Genomic DNA, 15,711 nt, shown 5'->3' on the forward strand with positions numbered 1-15,711 from the left:
GGCGTGATCGATATCAACGAGTCCGTGATGCAGTTTCTTCTGGCGTTCATCGTCGTCGCTCCGCTCATCGGGGCCGCCGCAGCTCTCCTGCCGGCCCCGCCCGGGCTGAAGGGGAAGTCGCCCGAGCAGGCCGTGCTGCGGCACGGCACGACCGTCACCGGCGCCGTACTCATCGCCGCGATCGTCCTCACGCTCGGCTTCGACCACGACCATCCGTCGAAGATGCAGGCCACGACGGACATCAGCTGGATCCCCGCACTCGACGTGCGGATCCACCTCGGCATCGACGGCATCTCCCTCCCCCTCCTCGTGCTGACCGCGCTGCTGACCTTCCTGTGCGCGCTGTACTCCTACTTCAAAATGCCGTCGGGCCCGTCCCCGAAGGCATTCGTGGCGCTCGTCCTCGTGCTGGAGTCCGGCACCCTCGCGACCTTCGCCGTCCTCGACCTGCTGCTGTTCTTCCTCGCGTTCGAGATGGTGCTCATCCCGATGTACTTCCTCATCGCCCGCTGGGGCGGTGAGCAACGGCAGGCCGCCGCCTGGAAGTTCATCCTCTACACACTGCTCGGTTCCGTGATCATGCTGCTGGGCCTGCTCCTGATCGGAATCAAGGCGGGCACTTTCGACATGGTGGCACTCGCCACTGACAATCACCCCGCGCTGACCACATCGGTGCAGGTCATCGCCGTTCTGGCGGTCGGGATCGGGCTCGCGGTCAAGACGCCGATGTGGCCGCTCCACAGCTGGCTGCCGGACGCGCACACCGCCGCCCCGACCGTCGGCTCGGTCCTGCTGGCCGGAGTCCTGCTGAAGATGGGCACGTACGGGTTCGTCCGGATCCTGCTGCCGATCACGCCGGACGGCATGAGCACCTTCGCCCCGTATCTCGCGGCCTTCGCGGTCGTCGGGATCGTCTACGGTTCGCTGGCCTGCCTGGCGCTCGCCAAGCAGGGCGCGAAGGGCGACCTCAAACGCCTCATCGCGTACTCCTCGGTCGGCCACATGGGCTTCGTGCTCCTCGGCATCGCGTCGATGACCCCGACCGGCGTGAACGGCGCGCTGTTCGCGAACATCGCCCACGGCCTCATCACCGGCCTGCTCTTCTTCCTCGTCGGCGCGCTCAAGGACCGCACGGGCACGACCGACCTCGACACCCTGGCGCGGACGACCGGGGCCGCGCTCTACGGCAGGGCCCCGCGCCTCGGCGGGCTGCTCGCCTTCGCCGCCGTCGCCTCGCTCGGACTGCCGGGCCTCGCCGGGTTCTGGGGCGAGATGCTCGCGCTGTTCGGCGCGTTCGACCCGGCGGACGGTCTCAGCAGGCCCGCGTTCCTGACGTTCATGGCGATCGCCGCGTTCGGCACCCTGCTCACGGCCGCGTACATGCTCGTCGTGGTCCGCCGGGTCTGCATGGGCGACACCTCGCAGCACTCGGAGCACTCCGGGTACTCGGAGCAGGGGAGCCCGAAGCTCCCCGACGTCCGGACGTACGAGTTCGCCGCCTGGACCCCGCTCGTCGTCCTCACCGTCGTCGCCGGGCTCTGGCCCAAGGCACTCCTCGGCCTGACCGACCCGGCCGTGCAGCAGCTCCTCTCAGGAGGCACCCGATGAGCCCCCAGGCTCAGGACCAGGCAGCGTCCCTGGTGCAGTCCGTCGACTGGCTCGCGATCGCCCCGCCCACCATCGCGGCGGTCGTCGCACTCGCGGTGCTCGTGGCCGACCTCTTCGTGGACGGCAGAAAGAAGGCCCTGCTCGGCTGGGTCTCCGTCGCGGGGCTCGCCCTCGCCGCGCTGGCTCTGCTGCCCCTCCTGGACGGCGACCGTTCCACGTTCTGCCTGACGGGCGACGCGGACGTGTGCAGCTACACGGCAGACCGGTTCACGCTGGTCGTCCAGTTCCTCGTCCTCGGCGGCGCGCTCCTCGCGGCACTCCTGTCGATGACCACCCTGAAGGACGCGGGCAAGGACGCCGGTGGAGGCGCTGACGCCGGTGGAGACGCCGACAAGGCCTTCCCCGAAGGGGAGTTCTGGTTCCTGCTGCTCTCCTCGGCCGCCGGCGCAGCCCTGCTGCCCGCCTCGCGCGATCTGGCCACGCTGATCGTCGCCCTGGAGGTCGCCTCCCTGCCCGCCTTCGCCCTCGTCGGCATCAAGCACGGCGACCGGAAGTCCTCCGAAGCGGCCCTCAAGTTCTTCCTGTCCTCGGTCACCGCGACCGCCGTGAGCCTCATGGGCGTCAGCTTCGTCTACGCGTCGACCGGCACCCTGTACCTCACGGAGATCGCCACCAGGATCGAGGAAGTCGACCCGCAACTGCACACGCTCGCCCAGGCGGGCGTCGTCCTGACCCTCGTCGGCTTCGCCTTCAAGACGGCCGCCGTGCCCTTCCACTTCTGGGTGCCCGACACCTACGTAGGAGCCCCTCTCCCGGTCGCCGCCTACCTGTCGGTCGTCGGCAAGGCGGTCGGCTTCTCCGGCCTGATCCTCGTCACCGTGATCGCCCTGCCGTCGTACGCGGACGTCTGGGGCCCGGCACTCGCCGCCCTGGCCGCCCTCACCATGACGATCGGCAACGTCGGCGCCCTGCGGCAAGTGGCCACGCGCGCGTACAGCGCGGTACGGCTTCTCGCCTGGTCCTCCGTGGGACAGGCCGGCTACCTCCTGGTGCCGATCGCCGCCGCCGCGTACTCCGATGACGCCCAGAAGGCCATCGGCTCCACCGTCGCGTACGCCCTCATGTACGCCGCCGTGAACCTCGGAGCGTTCGCGGTGGCCGCCCTGGTGGCCCGTACGAAGCCGCTGAACCGGATCAGCGACTACCGCGGCCTGTACGCCTCCCGCCCCCTCGCCGCGCTCGTCCTCGGCTTCTTCCTGCTCTGCCTGGCCGGTCTGCCGCCGGGCATCATCGGTCTCTTCGCGAAGGTCACCGTCTTCTCGGCGGCCGTCGAGGCGGGACTCGGCTGGCTCGCCGTGGTCATGGCCGTCAACGTCGTGATCGCGCTCTTCTACTACCTCCAGTGGACGACCCTGCTGTTCCGCGCACCCGAGGGCGAACCCGAGTCGCACCGCGTCCCGGCCCCCCTCACCGCGGCGATCGCCCTGACCGCCGTCCTCGGTGTCGCGCTCTCCGGGGCGCCTCAGCTCATCCTGCGCTTCTCGGACACCGGTCTCTTCTGACACCGGTCTCTTCTGGCACCGGTCTTTTCTGACCCCGTCCCCGCGGCCCTCACGCGCGCGTGAAGGCCGCCAGCCCCGCACAGACACGCGTGCGGGGCTGTGCGTCCATCACCCGGACAGCCGACGCGCGAGCCCGTGCGCACAAGGGAACTAGAGCTCCCCGCCTGGCGTTGACCAGTGAGGGAGGGTCCACTGGACCGTGGAGTCACGGAACCAGTGACGTCAGAGATCGACAAGCAAGGGTTCCCCTGCCGCACGATTTGGAGGGCGTACCGTGCACCGCCGGCACAACGGGCTCAGGACCGCCGTACTCCTCGGGGGACTGTCCGCACTCATCATCGTCATCGGCAGTTTCTTCGGGCGTACGGGTCTCGTCGTCGCACTGGTCATCGCGATCGGCACGAACGCATACGCGTACTGGAACAGCGACAAACTGGCTCTACGCGCGATGCGCGCGCGCCCGGTGAGCGAATTCGAGGCCCCGGCGCTCTACAGAATGGTCCGCGAGCTCTCCACACAGGCCCGCCAGCCCATGCCCCGCCTGTACATCTCCCCGACGGAAGCACCGAACGCGTTCGCGACGGGCCGCAACCCCCGCAACGCCGCGGTGTGCTGCACCGAGGGCATCCTGCGCATCCTGAACGAGCGGGAGCTGCGCGGCGTCATCGGCCACGAACTGAGCCACGTCTACAACCGCGACATCCTCATCTCGTCCGTCGCCGGCGCCCTGGCCTCCGTGATCATGTTCCTGGTCAACTTCGCCTGGCTGATCCCGATCGGACGCTCCAACGACGACGACGGCCCCGGCCTCCTCGGCATGCTGATGATCATGATCCTCGGCCCGCTCGCCGCGTCCGTCATCCAGCTCGCCATCAGCCGCTCCAGGGAGTACGAGGCGGACGCGTCCGGCGCGCAGCTCACCGGCGACCCGCTGGCCCTCGCGAGCGCCCTGCGCAAGCTGGAGGCGGGCACGAAGCAACTGCCGCTGCCTCCGGAGCCGCGCATCGAGACCGCGAGCCACATGATGATCGCCAACCCCTTCCGTCCGGGCCGGGGACTCTCCAAAATGTTCTCAACGCACCCGCCCATGGCGGAGCGCATCGCCCGGCTCGAACAGATGGCAGGTCGCCAGCAGTGAAGACAATCCTCAACATCATCTGGCTCGTCCTGAGCGGCTTCTGGCTGTTCCTCGGCTACCTGCTCGCGGGCGTGCTGCTGTGCATCACGATCATCGGGATCCCGTTCGGCGTCGCCGCTTTCCGCATCGGCACCTACGCGCTGTGGCCGTTCGGCCGGACGACGGTCGAGCGCCGTGACGCGGGGGCGCCGTCCTTCATCGTCAACATCCTCTGGCTGATCCTCGCCGGCTGGTGGCTGGCCCTCGCCCACATCGTCACGGGCCTCATCCAGTGCGTCACGATCATCGGCATCCCCCTGGGCATCGCCAACTTCAAGCTGATCCCGGTCTCGCTGTTCCCCCTGGGACGCGAGATCGTGCGTACGGACCAGCCGTTCACGTCGTCGGTCCGATAGGGCGGCGCCAGGGGTGCGGAGGCCGAAGTACGCCCTGACGGCGTACGACGCCGACGCCGAGGACGACGAGGTCTGGGCGCTGTGCGCGGACGCCGAGAACCTCTTCTGCGATCCGCCGGCTCCCGCGCGCGGCACGTACGAACTGCTCGGCTGCGTCCCCGAGGGAGAGCTGGGCAAAGCCCTCCTGCGCGCGCGTGCCGACGGATCGGCGCCTCTGGGCACCCTCGTCCTGGAGATCCTCGACAAGGACGGCGAGCGGGTCGAAGCGTGGTCCCTGGAGGACGTACGCGTCCTCGGTGACCGCCCGTGCGCGCGCGACCTGGCGCTGCGCGACATCACCGTGAGAGCGCGCGAGTCCCCGCACAACCCCTTCGACTATCCCCAGTGCCCGCCGCTCTCCCCGGGCTACCGGCTGCTGGGCGCGCAGGACGACCCCTGGGGCGGCTGCCGGGACCTGGCGCACGTCACGCACAGCCGGCCGGACCTCGTCGAACCACCCGTGCGACTGCTCGGCTGCTCCCCGCGCGGAGCCCTCCGCACGGCCCTGGACGCGGGCGAGGAGGACCTCGGACACGCCAAGCTGACACGCGTCGACACGGCGGGCCGCCCCATTCAGTCGGCCGTCGAGGGCGAACTCGTCGCCTGGATCCCCTCGGCGCGCGGCCCCGGCCTGGTGGACCTGACGCTGGAACCCTGGTCGGACCGGCCGCCGACCGCGGCCGAGGAGGTCTGGGAACTGTGGGACACCGGCCGGCCCACCGAGCCCGGCCTCTGGGCCCGGTGCGGCGCGGAAGGCCGCCGGCACTGGCTGACCACGGCGCTGGCCCGCCACGACGCATGCAAGCCCGACGCGGAACCGGGCCGTACCCATCACCTCGACGGCCGCCACATCATCGACGAACCGGGCTTCTTCTGCGCGCTCGGCGAGGCGGTCAACGGACCGGGCGGCTACTTCGGCCGGGGCCTGGACGCCCTCGACGACTGCCTCCGCGGCCGCTGGGGCACCCGACGGCCCTTCACCCTGGTCTGGCACGACGCGGAGGTCGCCCGCCGCTGCCTGGGCCTTGTCCCGCGCACCGACCACCGCCCGTGGACGTTCGAGGAACTCCTCGCGTTCCTCGTGGACGAGGGCATCGACGTCCGTCTCGACTGAGAGCCGCTCGTCCGAGGGTTATCCACAGGCCCGCCCGATTGTCAGAGGCGCGCTGCATCATGAATGCATGACCGAGATCGAGCAGTTGCTGGTACGTGTCCTCGCCGAGGCACACAACTCGCGGCCGTGGGGCTGGCCTTCGCTCCCCGACCCCGTGGACGCCGCCACGCTCGCCCGCGCCGAGTCCGCCCTCGGCTTCTCCGTCCCACCGCTGCTCGCCGCGCTCTATCTGCGGATAGGGGACGGAGGGTTCGGCCCGGAGCACGGTCTGCTGCCCCTGCTCGACAGCCCGCCCTCGGGAGAACCGGCGGTCGTCGCGCAGTACCTCGCCCACCGCGAGAGCGGCCGCCAGGACCCCGACTGGCCCTGGCCGGAAGGCATCCTGCCGATATCCCACTGGGGCTGCGGAATGTACGCGTGCGTGGACTGCCGTACGCCGGACGCCCCGGTGCTCCTGTTCGAGCCGAACGCCGACGACGCCGACCACGCCTGGTACGTGGACGCGCCCACCCTCACGGCCTGGCTCGACACCTGGCTCCAAGGCACCGGCTGGTACGACGAACTGAACGACGACACGGACCTGCCCCCCTGGACCGACTTCCGCACCCGCACGGAACCGACCCGAACGTCGTAACACCCGCCCGCCCCGTCAAGGGGCGCGCGAGGAACGGCGCGAACGACCCACGACAACCCGCACGATGGCCACCGGCCCCAGCCCTAGCAGGGGGCGCGGGGAACGGCGCGAGCAACCCACGACAACCCGCACGATGGCCACCGGCCCAAGCTCCGTCAAGGGGCGCGGGGAACTGCGCACCCAGCCCCCACCTACCCGCACGCACCCACGCCCCCCCCAGCCCCCGGCACCCCACACCAACGAAGCCAGCCGCAGGCACAAGCGCAGGCGATCAACGCGCGCGAAACCGCCACCGCACCCCGTACACACCCGCTCCCACCGCCAGCACACCCACCCCCACCGCCACGGACATCCGCGGCAGGGCGAAAGCCAGCGTCAGGCACCCCGCGAGACCCACCGCGGGCAGGACCCGCGACACGGCCGCCGAACCCAGCGTCCACGCCGAGGCGTTGGCGATCGCGTAGTACACCAGCACCCCGAAGGAGGAGAAGCCGATCGCACCCCGCACATCCACCGTCGCGGCCAGCACCGCGACCACCGCCCCGACGGCGAGCTCCGCCCGATGGGGCACCCGGAAGCGCGGATGCACGGCGGCCAGCCCACTCGGCAGATGCCGGTCGCGGGCCATGGCCAGCGTCGTCCGCGACACCCCCAGGATCAGTGCGAGAAGGGAGCCGAGCGCCGCCACCGCGGCACCCACCCGTACGACCGGGACGAGCCCCGGTGCCCCGGCGGCGCGCACCGCGTCGGCGAGCGGCGCCGTCGCCTGCCCGAGCCCCGTCGGCCCCAGCACGGAGAGGACAGCCACCGCCACGGCCGCGTACACGACCAGTGCGATACCCAGAGCGAGCGGGATCGCGCGCGGAATGGTGCGCGCCGGATCCCGTACCTCCTCGCCGAGGGTCGCGATCCGCGCGTACCCGGCGAAGGCGAAGAACAGCAGTCCGGCCGCCTGGAGCACTCCGGAGGCACCCCCGGAGACGCCCGCGCCGAGCCGCCCGGCATCGGAGTCCCCCGAGGTCAGACAGACGACCACGACGGAAGCGAGGACCGCGAGGACGACCGCGACGATCACCCGCGTCAGCCACGCGGATTTCTGCACACCGCCGTAGTTCACCGCGGTCAGGGCCACCACCGCCCCGACGGCCACCGCGTGCGCCTGTCCCGGCCACACGTACGTGCCCACGGTGAGCGCCATCGCCGCGCACGAGGAGGTCTTGCCCACGACGAACGACCAGCCCGCCAGATATCCCCAGAACTCGCCGAGCCGCTCGCGGCCGTACACGTACGTTCCGCCCGACGCGGGATATCGGGCGGCGAGGCGTGCCGAAGCGGTCGCGTTGCAGTAGGCGACGACGGCGGCGACGCCCAGCGCGAGGAGCAGCCCGGATCCCGCGGCCCGTGCCGCGGGCCCCAGCGCGGCGAAGATCCCCGCACCGACCATCGAGCCGAGGCCGATGACCACGGCGTCCCCGACGCCGAGCGTCCGCCGCAACTCCGCCGCGCCGTTCGCGGATCCAGCCCCGGATCCAGCACCGGACGTGGACGCGGACCCGGACGCGGACGCGGACCCGGATTCGGACGAACCCGGACGGGCCGGCTCGGACTGTGTCATGAACCGCACCCTACTGATCAGTGCAACCGGCCACCGTCGCGCAGACGTCCTCCTCAGCAACAAGGAACGAACAGAAGAGCGAAACGCAGAACGGCAAGAAACAGCCGAGAGCGGTATGACCACAGCCTTGTGCGAGCAAGATCACAGCACAGGTACAGCACGAAGGGGCAGGTTCACGGCATGGGCATCATCAGCTGGATCATTCTGGGGCTGCTGGCCGGAGCCATCGCCAAATTCCTGCTGCCGGGACGCGACCCCGGCGGCTTCATCGGCACGACACTGATCGGCGTCGCGGGCGCCTTCATCGGCGGGTGGATATCCGCCCGCTGGCTGGACCACCCGATCTCCAAGGACTTCTACGACGGAGCCACCTGGGCCGCCGCGATCGGCGGCGCGCTGGTTCTGCTGATCGGCTACCGCATCCTGTTCGGCAACTCGCGCGACTGAGTGCGCGCCCCCGAGGCCGCAGCCGGCAGGCGAGAAGGGTGGGCACCCGAGGTGCCCACCCTTTCTCGTACGCGCGGCCGGCGTCCGTGGAACGACCGGCACGTCACCGGTAGTTGACGAACTGCAGCGCGAAGTCGAAGTCCTTGCCCTTGAGCAGGGCCTGCACGGCCTGCAGGTCGTCACGGCTCTTCGAGCTGACCCGCAGCTCGTCGCCCTGCACCTGAGCCTTCACGCCCTTCGGGCCCTCGTCGCGAATGATCTTCGCGACCTTCTTCGCGTTGTCCTGGGAGATGCCTTCCTCGATCGAGGCGAAGATCTTGTACTCCTTGCCGGAGAGCTGCGGCTCACCGGCGTCCAGCGCCTTCAGCGAGATACCGCGCTTGACCAGCTTGGTCTCGAACACGTCGAGGATGGCCTTCACCCGCTCCTCGGAGTTCGCCTCCATGAGGATCTTCTCGCCGGACCAGGAGATGGAGGCGCCCACGTTCTTGAAGTCGTAGCGCTGCGAGATCTCCTTGCCGGCCTGGTTGAGGGCGTTGTCGACCTCCTGCCGCTCGACCTTCGAGACGATGTCGAAACTGGAGTCGGCCATGTCCTGTGGCTCCTTGTATCGGGGTGCGTAGTGGCGGCCGCCGAACCCGCTTCGGTCCCGGGCCGCATCCGCATAAGCCTAGCCACCCCCTCCCCTCCGAGCACCGATCAATCGAGTGGCGAAGCACCCCCGGGCATCGGGTATCGTTTACGTCGTTGCCACGGAGCGCCGCCGAAAGACGGTTCGAACGGCAGCAACCCCGGCGGTGTGCCCGAGCGGCCAAAGGGAGCAGACTGTAAATCTGCCGGCTCAGCCTTCCCAGGTTCGAATCCTGGCGCCGCCACGCTGAGAGAAGAAACCCTCTCTGAAATGCGAGTACGCATTTCAGAGAGGGTTTCTTCGTGTTCGGGCGGCTCCGGGCCCGGTGGCCGGTGGCGCGGCCGTCACAGGGTCCCGGACCACGGGAGCGCGGAGCGCCCCGCAGCCGCGCCCCGCGTTCTCTCCGTACCCTGACCCCATGTCCTCACGTCGCCGGATCTGCCCCGAGTGCCGTCGCGAGATCGCCGTCGTCGCCGGGCGGTTCGCCCGGCACGACCCGGCGGGGGCGCGGGGGAGCGGGGAACTCGTGTCCTGCCCGGGGTCGCGCAGGCAGGCGGAGCTCGGGGCCTCTCAGCCGGCGCTGGACGGGTACGTCGTCGCGGACTTCCCCGGCCAGCTTCCGCTCTTCTGACGCCCGCGGCCTTGCGGGCCGACGGCTTCCGGACGGCCTTGACTCTCGGGGCCGGCCTTCACCGGCGCCCTCCCGCCCACCTGCCCGTCAGTTGCCCGCCACCGACTTGACCGCCACCGACACCGGTGTGGAACCGCTGATCAGCTCCAGGGTCAGGCCCGCGGTCGCCGGGGTGTCCACCAGTTCCGCGAGGACCGCGGCGACGTCGTCGCGCGGGACCGGTCCGCGGCCCGTGGCGGCCTCCAGACGGACGAGGCCCTTGCCCGCGTCGTTCGTCAGCATGCCGGGGCGCAGGATCGTCCAGTCCAGGCCGCGGTGGGCGCGTACGTACGCGTCGGCCTCGCCCTTGGCACGCTGGTACGCGTCGAAGACCTCGTCCCCGGGGTGCTCCGGATCCGCGCCCATGGAGGACACGACCACATGGCGTCGTACCCCCGCCCGGGCCGCCGCGTCCGCGAAGAGCACCGCGGCTCCCCGGTCCACGGTCTCCTTGCGGGCCGCCCCGCTGTCCGGGCCCGCGCCCGCCGCGAAGATCGCGGCGTCCGCGCCCCGCAGATGCGCGGAGACCTCCTCCTCCGAAGCCGACTCCAGATCGCACAGCACCGGCTCGGCGCCGGCCGCCCGCAGATCGTCGCCCTGCTCGGCCCGGCGGATGATCCCCGCGACCTCGTCACCGCGCGCGGCGAGCAGCCGCTCAAGCCGCAACGCGATCTGACCATGACCTCCAGCGATAACAATGCGCATGTTTCCGACCGTACGCCCGGATGGAGACACTCGCCGCACAACCCTGTGGATAACTCGTGAGTCTCTTGAGAGATCACGTTGTACGAGGGGAACGCCGTCAGGCGTCATAAGGAGACCGTCATCACCGCCACACGCATGAGCCCCGCCACCCGCAAGAGCCCTGTCATACGCAGGACCCTCACCGCGGTCGGCTGCACCACCGCCCTGCTCTCCGCAGTGGCCGCCTGCGGCACGGTGGAGAACCTCACCGCCGGCCAGAAGGTGGACCGGGCCGTCGAGGGGCTCGGCGAAAAGAAGTCGCTCGCCTTCGAGTTGGGGCTCGACGCCAAGCCCTCGGCACTCGTGAAGCTGGCCGGGGAGGAGGAGCCCGGCGAGGAGATGCCGCCGGAACTCGCGAAACTGTTCGCCGGAGTACGGGTCAAGGTGTCCGTCGAGTCGCGCAAGCCGCTCGCCGAGTCGGGTGAGAAGGATCTCGTCGGTACGGCCATGTCGGTCTCCGGGCCCGACGGCGTCCTCGCCGAGTACCGCCTCGTCGGCGACTACACGTACTACCGCGCCGACATGAAGGCGTTCGGCGAGGCGATGGGCTTCCCCCTGCCGACCGCCGACGAGCTCCCCGAGAGCGAGAAGGAGCTCAGGCCGGTCCTTGAGGGCAAGTGGGTCAAGATCGACAACCGCGAACTCGAACGCGCCGCGAAGGACGCCACCGGCGAGGACGGCAACGGCAAGGGTGGCGAGGCCGACCCGGCCGACGAGATCGACAGCAAGACCCAGCAGAAGATCCTGAAGGCCGTGCGCTCGGTCGTCGCCCGCGAGGTCACCTTCAGCGACAAGGGAGGCAGCGACGGCGTCGAACGGGTCGTCGCCAAGGCCTCGTTCCGCGACCTGCTCACCGGCATCATCGACAAGCTGCGGCCGCTGGCGGGCGAACTCCCGGCGGGCGCCGAACTGCCCACCGACAAGGACCTGAAGGATGCCCCGGACAAGAAGGTGGCCGTCGACTTCTCACTGAAGAACGGCGATCTGACCCGCGTCTCCATCGACCTCGCCACCTTGGCGGACGACCCGAAGGGCGCGAAGGTCCCGCTCGTCCTCAAGTTCGGCGAGGCCGGGGACATCAGTGCCCCGTCCGGCGCCACGAAGCTGCCCGCGGGAGGGTTCGGCGGCCCGGGCAACCCGTTCACCAGCGGTCTGCTGGGCGGCTTCTGACCCTCAGTTCGCCGGCAACCGCATTCGTCGGCAGGCGTGTTCACCACACAGCACACACGCACGCACGGACACACCGCACAGACGGCAGACGAACGCACGCGCGCGTAGAGAGGTCGACGGCCTCCACGCGCGCGTGCCGCGCATCTCACCGCGACCGGCGACCCGCGGCCCGCGGCCACGATCGGCCACCCGCAACCCACGGCTCACAGCTCACGGCTCACGCCTGCCCCGTACGTCCCTGACGCGGCAGGTCCATCGCCACGGCCGCCGCCGAGTTGCAGTACTCCCGCACCGCGCTCGTCCGCGCCACCACGCGCCCCCGGTGCACCACGATCCGGCTGTACGCCAGCGACAGGGCGGCGTCGAGCCGGTCCCCGCGCACCGCGAGCAGCTCCGCCGGGAAGCCGGCCTCCACGCGCACCTCGGGCAGCCCCAGCACCGCCCGCGCCGACGAACTCACCGCGTCGTACGCGTCGGTGGACCGCAGCCCGTACCGCGAGGCCAGCAGATACGCCGCCTCCATGGGGTCCCCGCGGCCCACGGGGTTCGACAGGTCCCGCAGAGCGCCGCTCCCGGCCGCGACCCGTACCCCGGCCGCCCTCAGCAGCCGTACCGGAGCCGTGTCGCGGCGGTCCACGCCCGAACAGCCGCCCTGGGGCAGGCAGACGACGGTCACGCCGGCCGCGGCGAGCTGGTCGGCCGATCGCGAGGCCACCTCCGAGGGCAGCCGGCTCAGCCCTCCGCAGGGGCCGAGCGTCACCCCGGGCCGCAACCCGCCCGCCATCGCCGCGAGGCGCGCGAGCCGGGCCGGATCGTCACCGTCCGTATGCAGATCGACCGGGCAGCCCTGTTCCGAGGCCACCTCCAGGACCGCCTCCACGTATCCCGTCGGATCCGGGTCCAGATCCGGACAACCGCCCACTACGGAGGCGCCCATCTTCACCGCGTCCCGAAGCATCGCCAGCCCGTCGGCCCCGGCGAGTCCGGTGAGTACCCGGGGCATCGCCACGACCGTCAGCTCGACCAGCCCGCGCAGCGCGCGCCGCGCCTGGAGCACCGCCGCCATCGAGCCCAGCCCCTGAACGTCGCCCACGCGCACGTGCGAGCGGACGGCGGTCGCCCCGTGCCCGAGCTGCAGGAGAGCGGCCTCGGTCGTCCGGCGCTGGACCTCCCGGCCCTCGTACGAGACCGGGCCCTCGCCGTCGGCCGACAGGGCCGTGTCGCCGTGGGCGTGGGGCTCGGCCGGGGCCGGCAGGAGCAGATGGCCGGTGAGGTCCACGCGCGCGGTGTGCGCGGTGAGACTGCCCGCCGTGCCGACCGCCTCGATGCGTCCGCCGGCCAGCCGTACGTCCACGAGCCTGCCGTCGGTGAGCCGCGCACCGCAGAGCAGCAGGTCGGACCCGTTGTCCCGGCCGGACGGACCGGAGGCGCCCGAGGAGCCCGACGAGGACGAGGAGCTCGACGAGGAGTGGTGCGGCTGCGGCTGGCTGTCTGGCATCGCGCTCCCGGGGCTCGGCGGCTGCGCGGGAGGGGCACAAGATCACGCAGCGTGAGTCGAGCCTAGGGTGACGATCGGCGCACATCGAGGAGGAGCGGAATAGTCGTACCGGTGTGGTCCGTCGGGCCGCGGAGGCGGGTGGAACAGCCGGTGAGGACCCGGGAACGGGCCGGGGCAGGTGCCTCGAAACGGATTTGGGCGATCGGCTGCCGAGCGTGTAATGTCTTCATCGCTCGCCCCAATAGCTCAGTCGGTAGAGCGTCTCCATGGTAAGGAGAAGGTCTACGGTTCGATTCCGTATTGGGGCTCTGGTGTGGGAAGTTCCCGTCGAAAGACGGGAACTGATCACATCAAAGCGGTGTAGCTCAGTCGGTAGAGCAAGCGGCTCATAATCGCTGTGTCACCGGTTCAAGTCCGGTCACCGCTACTGACGGTAGCCGATTGCGGGGTCGGTCCTTCGATCGGTTACTCTTCTATGCGTTAATCCATGTCCCATCCGTCCGTCAAGGAGCACTCACGTGGCTGCCACCGACGTCCGCCCGAAGATCACGCTGGCCTGCGTGGAGTGCAAGGAGCGGAACTACATCACCAAGAAGAACCGGCGTAACAACCCGGATCGCATGGAGATGAAGAAGCACTGCCCGCGTTGCAACTCGCACACCGCGCACCGCGAAACGCGATAAAAAAGGCTCGTTCACGAGGCCGTCCCCTGTAATCGGGGGGCGGCCTCGCGTCGTTGAACACCAGCTGCGAACCAGTGCGAACCAGGAGGTGCCGAGCCGATGGCGCTCGACCAGTCCTTCGTAGGGCGGTCCTACCCGCCCACCGACCCGTACGAGGTCGGCCGGGAGAAGATCCGTGAATTCGCGGAAGCGGTGGGAGATCCCAATCCCGCGTACACGGACCCGGACGCGGCCAAGGCCCTCGGCCACCCCGATGTGATCGCGCCGCCGACTTTCGTGTTCGCGATCACTTTCAAGGCCGCGGGACAGGTCGTCCAGGACCCGCAACTGGGTCTCGACTACAGCCGGGTCGTGCACGGCGACCAGAAGTTCGTCCACCGGCGCCCGGTGCGCGCGGGGGACCGGCTGACGGTCACGTCCACCATCGAGGCGATCAAGTCGATGGCGGGCAACGACATCCTGGACATCCGCGGCGAGGTCCGCGACGAGGCCGGTGAGCACGTGGTGACCGCCTGGACCAAGCTCGTGTCCCGTGCGGCCGAGGAGGCGTGAACCGATGACCGCGAAGATCGCGTACCTCGACGTCGAGGTCGGCACCGAGCTGCCGGCCCAGACCTTCGGAGTGACCCGCGCCACGCTCGTGCAGTACGCGGGTGCCTCGGGGGACTTCAACCCGATCCACTGGAACGAGAAGTTCGCCAAGGAGGTGGGCCTCCCGGACGTCATCGCGCACGGCATGTTCACCATGGCCGAGGCGATCCGGGTCGTCACCGACTGGACCGGCGACCCGGGCGCGGTCGTCGAGTACGGCGTCCGCTTCACCAAGCCCGTCGTCGTCCCGAACGACGACGAGGGCGCCACGATCGAGGTCAGCGGCAAGGTCGCCGTCAAGCTCGACGACAACACCGTCCGCGTCGACCTCGTGGCGATGAGCGCGGGCCAGAAGGTGCTGGGCATGTCCCGGGCCGTCGTCCGGCTGGCCTGACGGACCGCAGGGGTACGAGTAAGGGGCGCCCGCCATTGCGGGCGCCCCTTACTCGTACCCTCTCCCCGGTCTCTCCGGAGCACCCTCTTGACTTGGTTAGTGATTGAGTACTAACTTCGTCGTATGGTCAGGATGAGCGCAGAGGAACGGCGTGAGAGCGTCATTCGCGCGGCGATGAGCGAGTTCGCCCGGGGCGGCTACTACGGCACGTCCACCGAGGCGATCGCCAAGCGCGTGGGGGTCTCGCAGCCGTACCTCTTCCGGCTCTTCTCCGGCAAGAAGGCGATCTTCCTCGCGGCCGCCGAACGCTGTCTGGAGGACACCGTTCGCGCGTTCGAGGCGGCCTCCGAGGGGCTGCACGGCGAAGAGGCCCTGCACTCCATGGCGGACGCGTACACGAGGGTCATCGCCGAGGAGCCGGAGCGGCTGCTCATGCAGATGCAGATGTACGTCGCGGTGGCGGCGGCCGAGCAGGCCGGGGATCACGAGCTCGGCGAGGCGGTGCGGGCCGGCTGGATGCGGCTGTGGGAGACCGTCCATCTGCCGCTCGGCGCCGACATCGACGAGACGACCGACTTCCTGGCCTACGGGATGCTCATCAACTGCCTGGTGGCCATGGGCTTCCCGGCCGAGCACCGGGTGTGGGAAGGGCTCTACCCGTCGGCCCGGGTCAAGGGCCGGCTCGAACACTGAAGCGGCACGACGGAGCAGGACGCGCAACGGAACACCGGAGCGAAGGCGGCGGAAATCGGCGCCTTTTCATGACCTAAAAAGTTAG

At 70.1% G+C, this 15,711-nt stretch carries 17 protein-coding genes and 3 tRNA genes; 16 read left to right on the forward strand and 4 right to left on the reverse strand.

Going from position 1 to position 15,711, the window contains the following annotated elements; translation table 11 throughout:
* Positions 1-3: 3 nt before the first annotated feature.
* The 6 genes from J8N05_RS09565 to J8N05_RS09590 all read left to right on the forward strand — a co-directional run bounded on the left by J8N05_RS09565 (position 4) and on the right by J8N05_RS09590 (position 6,490).
* Positions 4-1,608, forward strand: coding sequence for an NADH-quinone oxidoreductase subunit M (locus J8N05_RS09565; protein ID WP_210882001.1), 1,605 nt, complete (start codon positions 4-6; stop codon positions 1,606-1,608).
* On the forward strand, positions 1,605-3,170 hold the full coding sequence (locus J8N05_RS09570) for an NADH-quinone oxidoreductase subunit N (protein WP_210882002.1): 1,566 nt from the start codon (positions 1,605-1,607) through the stop codon (positions 3,168-3,170). The genes J8N05_RS09565 and J8N05_RS09570 overlap by 4 nt, the downstream gene beginning before the upstream one ends.
* Positions 3,171-3,444: 274 nt before the next feature.
* Positions 3,445-4,308 (forward strand): zinc metalloprotease HtpX, encoded by an 864-nt coding sequence (htpX, locus tag J8N05_RS09575; protein WP_210882003.1) that lies wholly within the window; start codon positions 3,445-3,447, stop codon positions 4,306-4,308.
* A complete protein-coding gene (locus J8N05_RS09580; RefSeq protein ID WP_210882004.1) occupies positions 4,305-4,703 on the forward strand; it encodes a YccF domain-containing protein in 399 nt (132 codons plus the stop codon). Before htpX ends, J8N05_RS09580 begins: the two co-directional genes overlap by 4 nt.
* Before the next feature lie 13 nt (positions 4,704-4,716).
* Positions 4,717-5,856, forward strand: coding sequence for a barstar family protein (locus J8N05_RS09585; protein ID WP_210882005.1), 1,140 nt, complete (start codon positions 4,717-4,719; stop codon positions 5,854-5,856).
* Between the two features lie 67 nt (positions 5,857-5,923).
* Complete coding sequence (locus tag J8N05_RS09590) at positions 5,924-6,490, forward strand: SMI1/KNR4 family protein (RefSeq protein WP_210882006.1); 567 nt, start codon at positions 5,924-5,926, stop codon at positions 6,488-6,490.
* Between the two features lie 271 nt (positions 6,491-6,761).
* On the opposite strand, the gene J8N05_RS09595 is transcribed toward J8N05_RS09590, so the two are convergent.
* A complete protein-coding gene (locus J8N05_RS09595) occupies positions 6,762-8,105 on the reverse strand; it encodes an APC family permease (protein ID WP_210882007.1) in 1,344 nt (447 codons plus the stop codon).
* Between the two features lie 180 nt (positions 8,106-8,285).
* Here J8N05_RS09595 and J8N05_RS09600 point away from each other — a divergent pair, with 180 nt between their 5' ends.
* Entirely contained in the window at positions 8,286-8,552 is a 267-nt protein-coding gene (locus J8N05_RS09600) for a GlsB/YeaQ/YmgE family stress response membrane protein (protein WP_210882008.1), read from the forward strand.
* Positions 8,553-8,655: 103 nt separating this feature from the next.
* Here J8N05_RS09600 and J8N05_RS09605 read toward each other — a convergent pair whose 3' ends face one another.
* Complete coding sequence (locus J8N05_RS09605; RefSeq protein ID WP_210882009.1) at positions 8,656-9,144, reverse strand: YajQ family cyclic di-GMP-binding protein; 489 nt, start codon at positions 9,142-9,144, stop codon at positions 8,656-8,658.
* A gap of 201 nt (positions 9,145-9,345) precedes the next feature.
* On the opposite strand from J8N05_RS09605, the gene J8N05_RS09610 reads away from it, so the two are divergent.
* Positions 9,346-9,427 (forward strand) — tRNA-Tyr (locus J8N05_RS09610).
* A gap of 174 nt (positions 9,428-9,601) precedes the next feature.
* Positions 9,602-9,814, forward strand: a complete 213-nt coding sequence (locus J8N05_RS09615) for a hypothetical protein (RefSeq protein WP_107020969.1) — start codon at positions 9,602-9,604, stop codon at positions 9,812-9,814.
* A gap of 87 nt (positions 9,815-9,901) precedes the next feature.
* On the opposite strand, the gene J8N05_RS09620 is transcribed toward J8N05_RS09615, so the two are convergent.
* The gene (locus tag J8N05_RS09620) at positions 9,902-10,558 is read right to left on the reverse strand and encodes an NAD(P)H-binding protein (RefSeq protein WP_210882010.1); all 657 of its coding nucleotides are present in this window, start codon (positions 10,556-10,558) and stop codon (positions 9,902-9,904) included.
* 135 nt (positions 10,559-10,693) lie between these two features.
* Between J8N05_RS09620 and J8N05_RS09625 the strand changes: the two genes are divergently transcribed.
* Positions 10,694-11,767: a hypothetical protein gene (locus tag J8N05_RS09625; protein WP_210882011.1), complete on the forward strand. Its 1,074-nt coding sequence runs from the start codon at positions 10,694-10,696 to the stop codon at positions 11,765-11,767.
* 217 nt (positions 11,768-11,984) lie between these two features.
* Here the strand turns inward: J8N05_RS09625 and J8N05_RS09630 are convergent, their stop codons facing one another.
* Complete coding sequence (locus tag J8N05_RS09630) at positions 11,985-13,265, reverse strand: amidohydrolase family protein (RefSeq protein WP_210882012.1); 1,281 nt, start codon at positions 13,263-13,265, stop codon at positions 11,985-11,987.
* Between the two features lie 235 nt (positions 13,266-13,500).
* Here J8N05_RS09630 and J8N05_RS09635 point away from each other — a divergent pair.
* From J8N05_RS09635 to J8N05_RS09660, 6 genes are all read left to right on the forward strand, one after another.
* Positions 13,501-13,573: transfer RNA gene (locus J8N05_RS09635), tRNA-Thr, on the forward strand.
* Between the two features lie 46 nt (positions 13,574-13,619).
* Positions 13,620-13,692, forward strand: a tRNA-Met gene (locus J8N05_RS09640).
* 91 nt (positions 13,693-13,783) lie between these two features.
* Positions 13,784-13,948, forward strand: a complete 165-nt coding sequence (gene rpmG, locus J8N05_RS09645; RefSeq protein ID WP_007265873.1) for a 50S ribosomal protein L33 — start codon at positions 13,784-13,786, stop codon at positions 13,946-13,948.
* A gap of 99 nt (positions 13,949-14,047) precedes the next feature.
* Complete coding sequence (locus tag J8N05_RS09650) at positions 14,048-14,500, forward strand: MaoC family dehydratase N-terminal domain-containing protein (protein WP_210882013.1); 453 nt, start codon at positions 14,048-14,050, stop codon at positions 14,498-14,500.
* A gap of 4 nt (positions 14,501-14,504) precedes the next feature.
* Positions 14,505-14,933: a MaoC family dehydratase gene (locus tag J8N05_RS09655; RefSeq protein ID WP_210882014.1), complete on the forward strand. Its 429-nt coding sequence runs from the start codon at positions 14,505-14,507 to the stop codon at positions 14,931-14,933.
* Positions 14,934-15,056: 123 nt separating this feature from the next.
* Entirely contained in the window at positions 15,057-15,626 is a 570-nt protein-coding gene (locus tag J8N05_RS09660) for a TetR/AcrR family transcriptional regulator (protein ID WP_210882015.1), read from the forward strand.
* The last annotated feature ends 85 nt before the right edge of the window (positions 15,627-15,711 follow it).

The sequence above is a fragment of the Streptomyces liliiviolaceus genome, assembly GCF_018070025.1.
Lineage (GTDB): Bacteria > Actinomycetota > Actinomycetes > Streptomycetales > Streptomycetaceae > Streptomyces > Streptomyces liliiviolaceus.

Bases quoted from the DNA above. Each gene is read 5' to 3' on its own strand.
- J8N05_RS09630 (WP_210882012.1), bottom strand. From the start codon at position 13,265: ATGCCAGACAGCCAGCCGCAGCCGCACCACTCCTCGTCGAGCTCCTCG.
- J8N05_RS09595 (WP_210882007.1), bottom strand. From the start codon at position 8,105: ATGACACAGTCCGAGCCGGCCCGTCCGGGTTCGTCCGAATCCGGGTCC.
- J8N05_RS09620 (WP_210882010.1), bottom strand. From the start codon at position 10,558: ATGCGCATTGTTATCGCTGGAGGTCATGGTCAGATCGCGTTGCGGCTT.
- J8N05_RS09660 (WP_210882015.1), top strand. From the start codon at position 15,057: ATGGTCAGGATGAGCGCAGAGGAACGGCGTGAGAGCGTCATTCGCGCG.
- J8N05_RS09570 (WP_210882002.1), top strand. From the start codon at position 1,605: ATGAGCCCCCAGGCTCAGGACCAGGCAGCGTCCCTGGTGCAGTCCGTC.
- J8N05_RS09590 (WP_210882006.1), top strand. From the start codon at position 5,924: ATGACCGAGATCGAGCAGTTGCTGGTACGTGTCCTCGCCGAGGCACAC.
- J8N05_RS09655 (WP_210882014.1), top strand. From the start codon at position 14,505: ATGACCGCGAAGATCGCGTACCTCGACGTCGAGGTCGGCACCGAGCTG.
- J8N05_RS09605 (WP_210882009.1), bottom strand. From the start codon at position 9,144: ATGGCCGACTCCAGTTTCGACATCGTCTCGAAGGTCGAGCGGCAGGAG.
- J8N05_RS09650 (WP_210882013.1), top strand. From the start codon at position 14,048: ATGGCGCTCGACCAGTCCTTCGTAGGGCGGTCCTACCCGCCCACCGAC.
- J8N05_RS09625 (WP_210882011.1), top strand. From the start codon at position 10,694: ATGAGCCCCGCCACCCGCAAGAGCCCTGTCATACGCAGGACCCTCACC.
- J8N05_RS09600 (WP_210882008.1), top strand. From the start codon at position 8,286: ATGGGCATCATCAGCTGGATCATTCTGGGGCTGCTGGCCGGAGCCATC.
- J8N05_RS09615 (WP_107020969.1), top strand. From the start codon at position 9,602: ATGTCCTCACGTCGCCGGATCTGCCCCGAGTGCCGTCGCGAGATCGCC.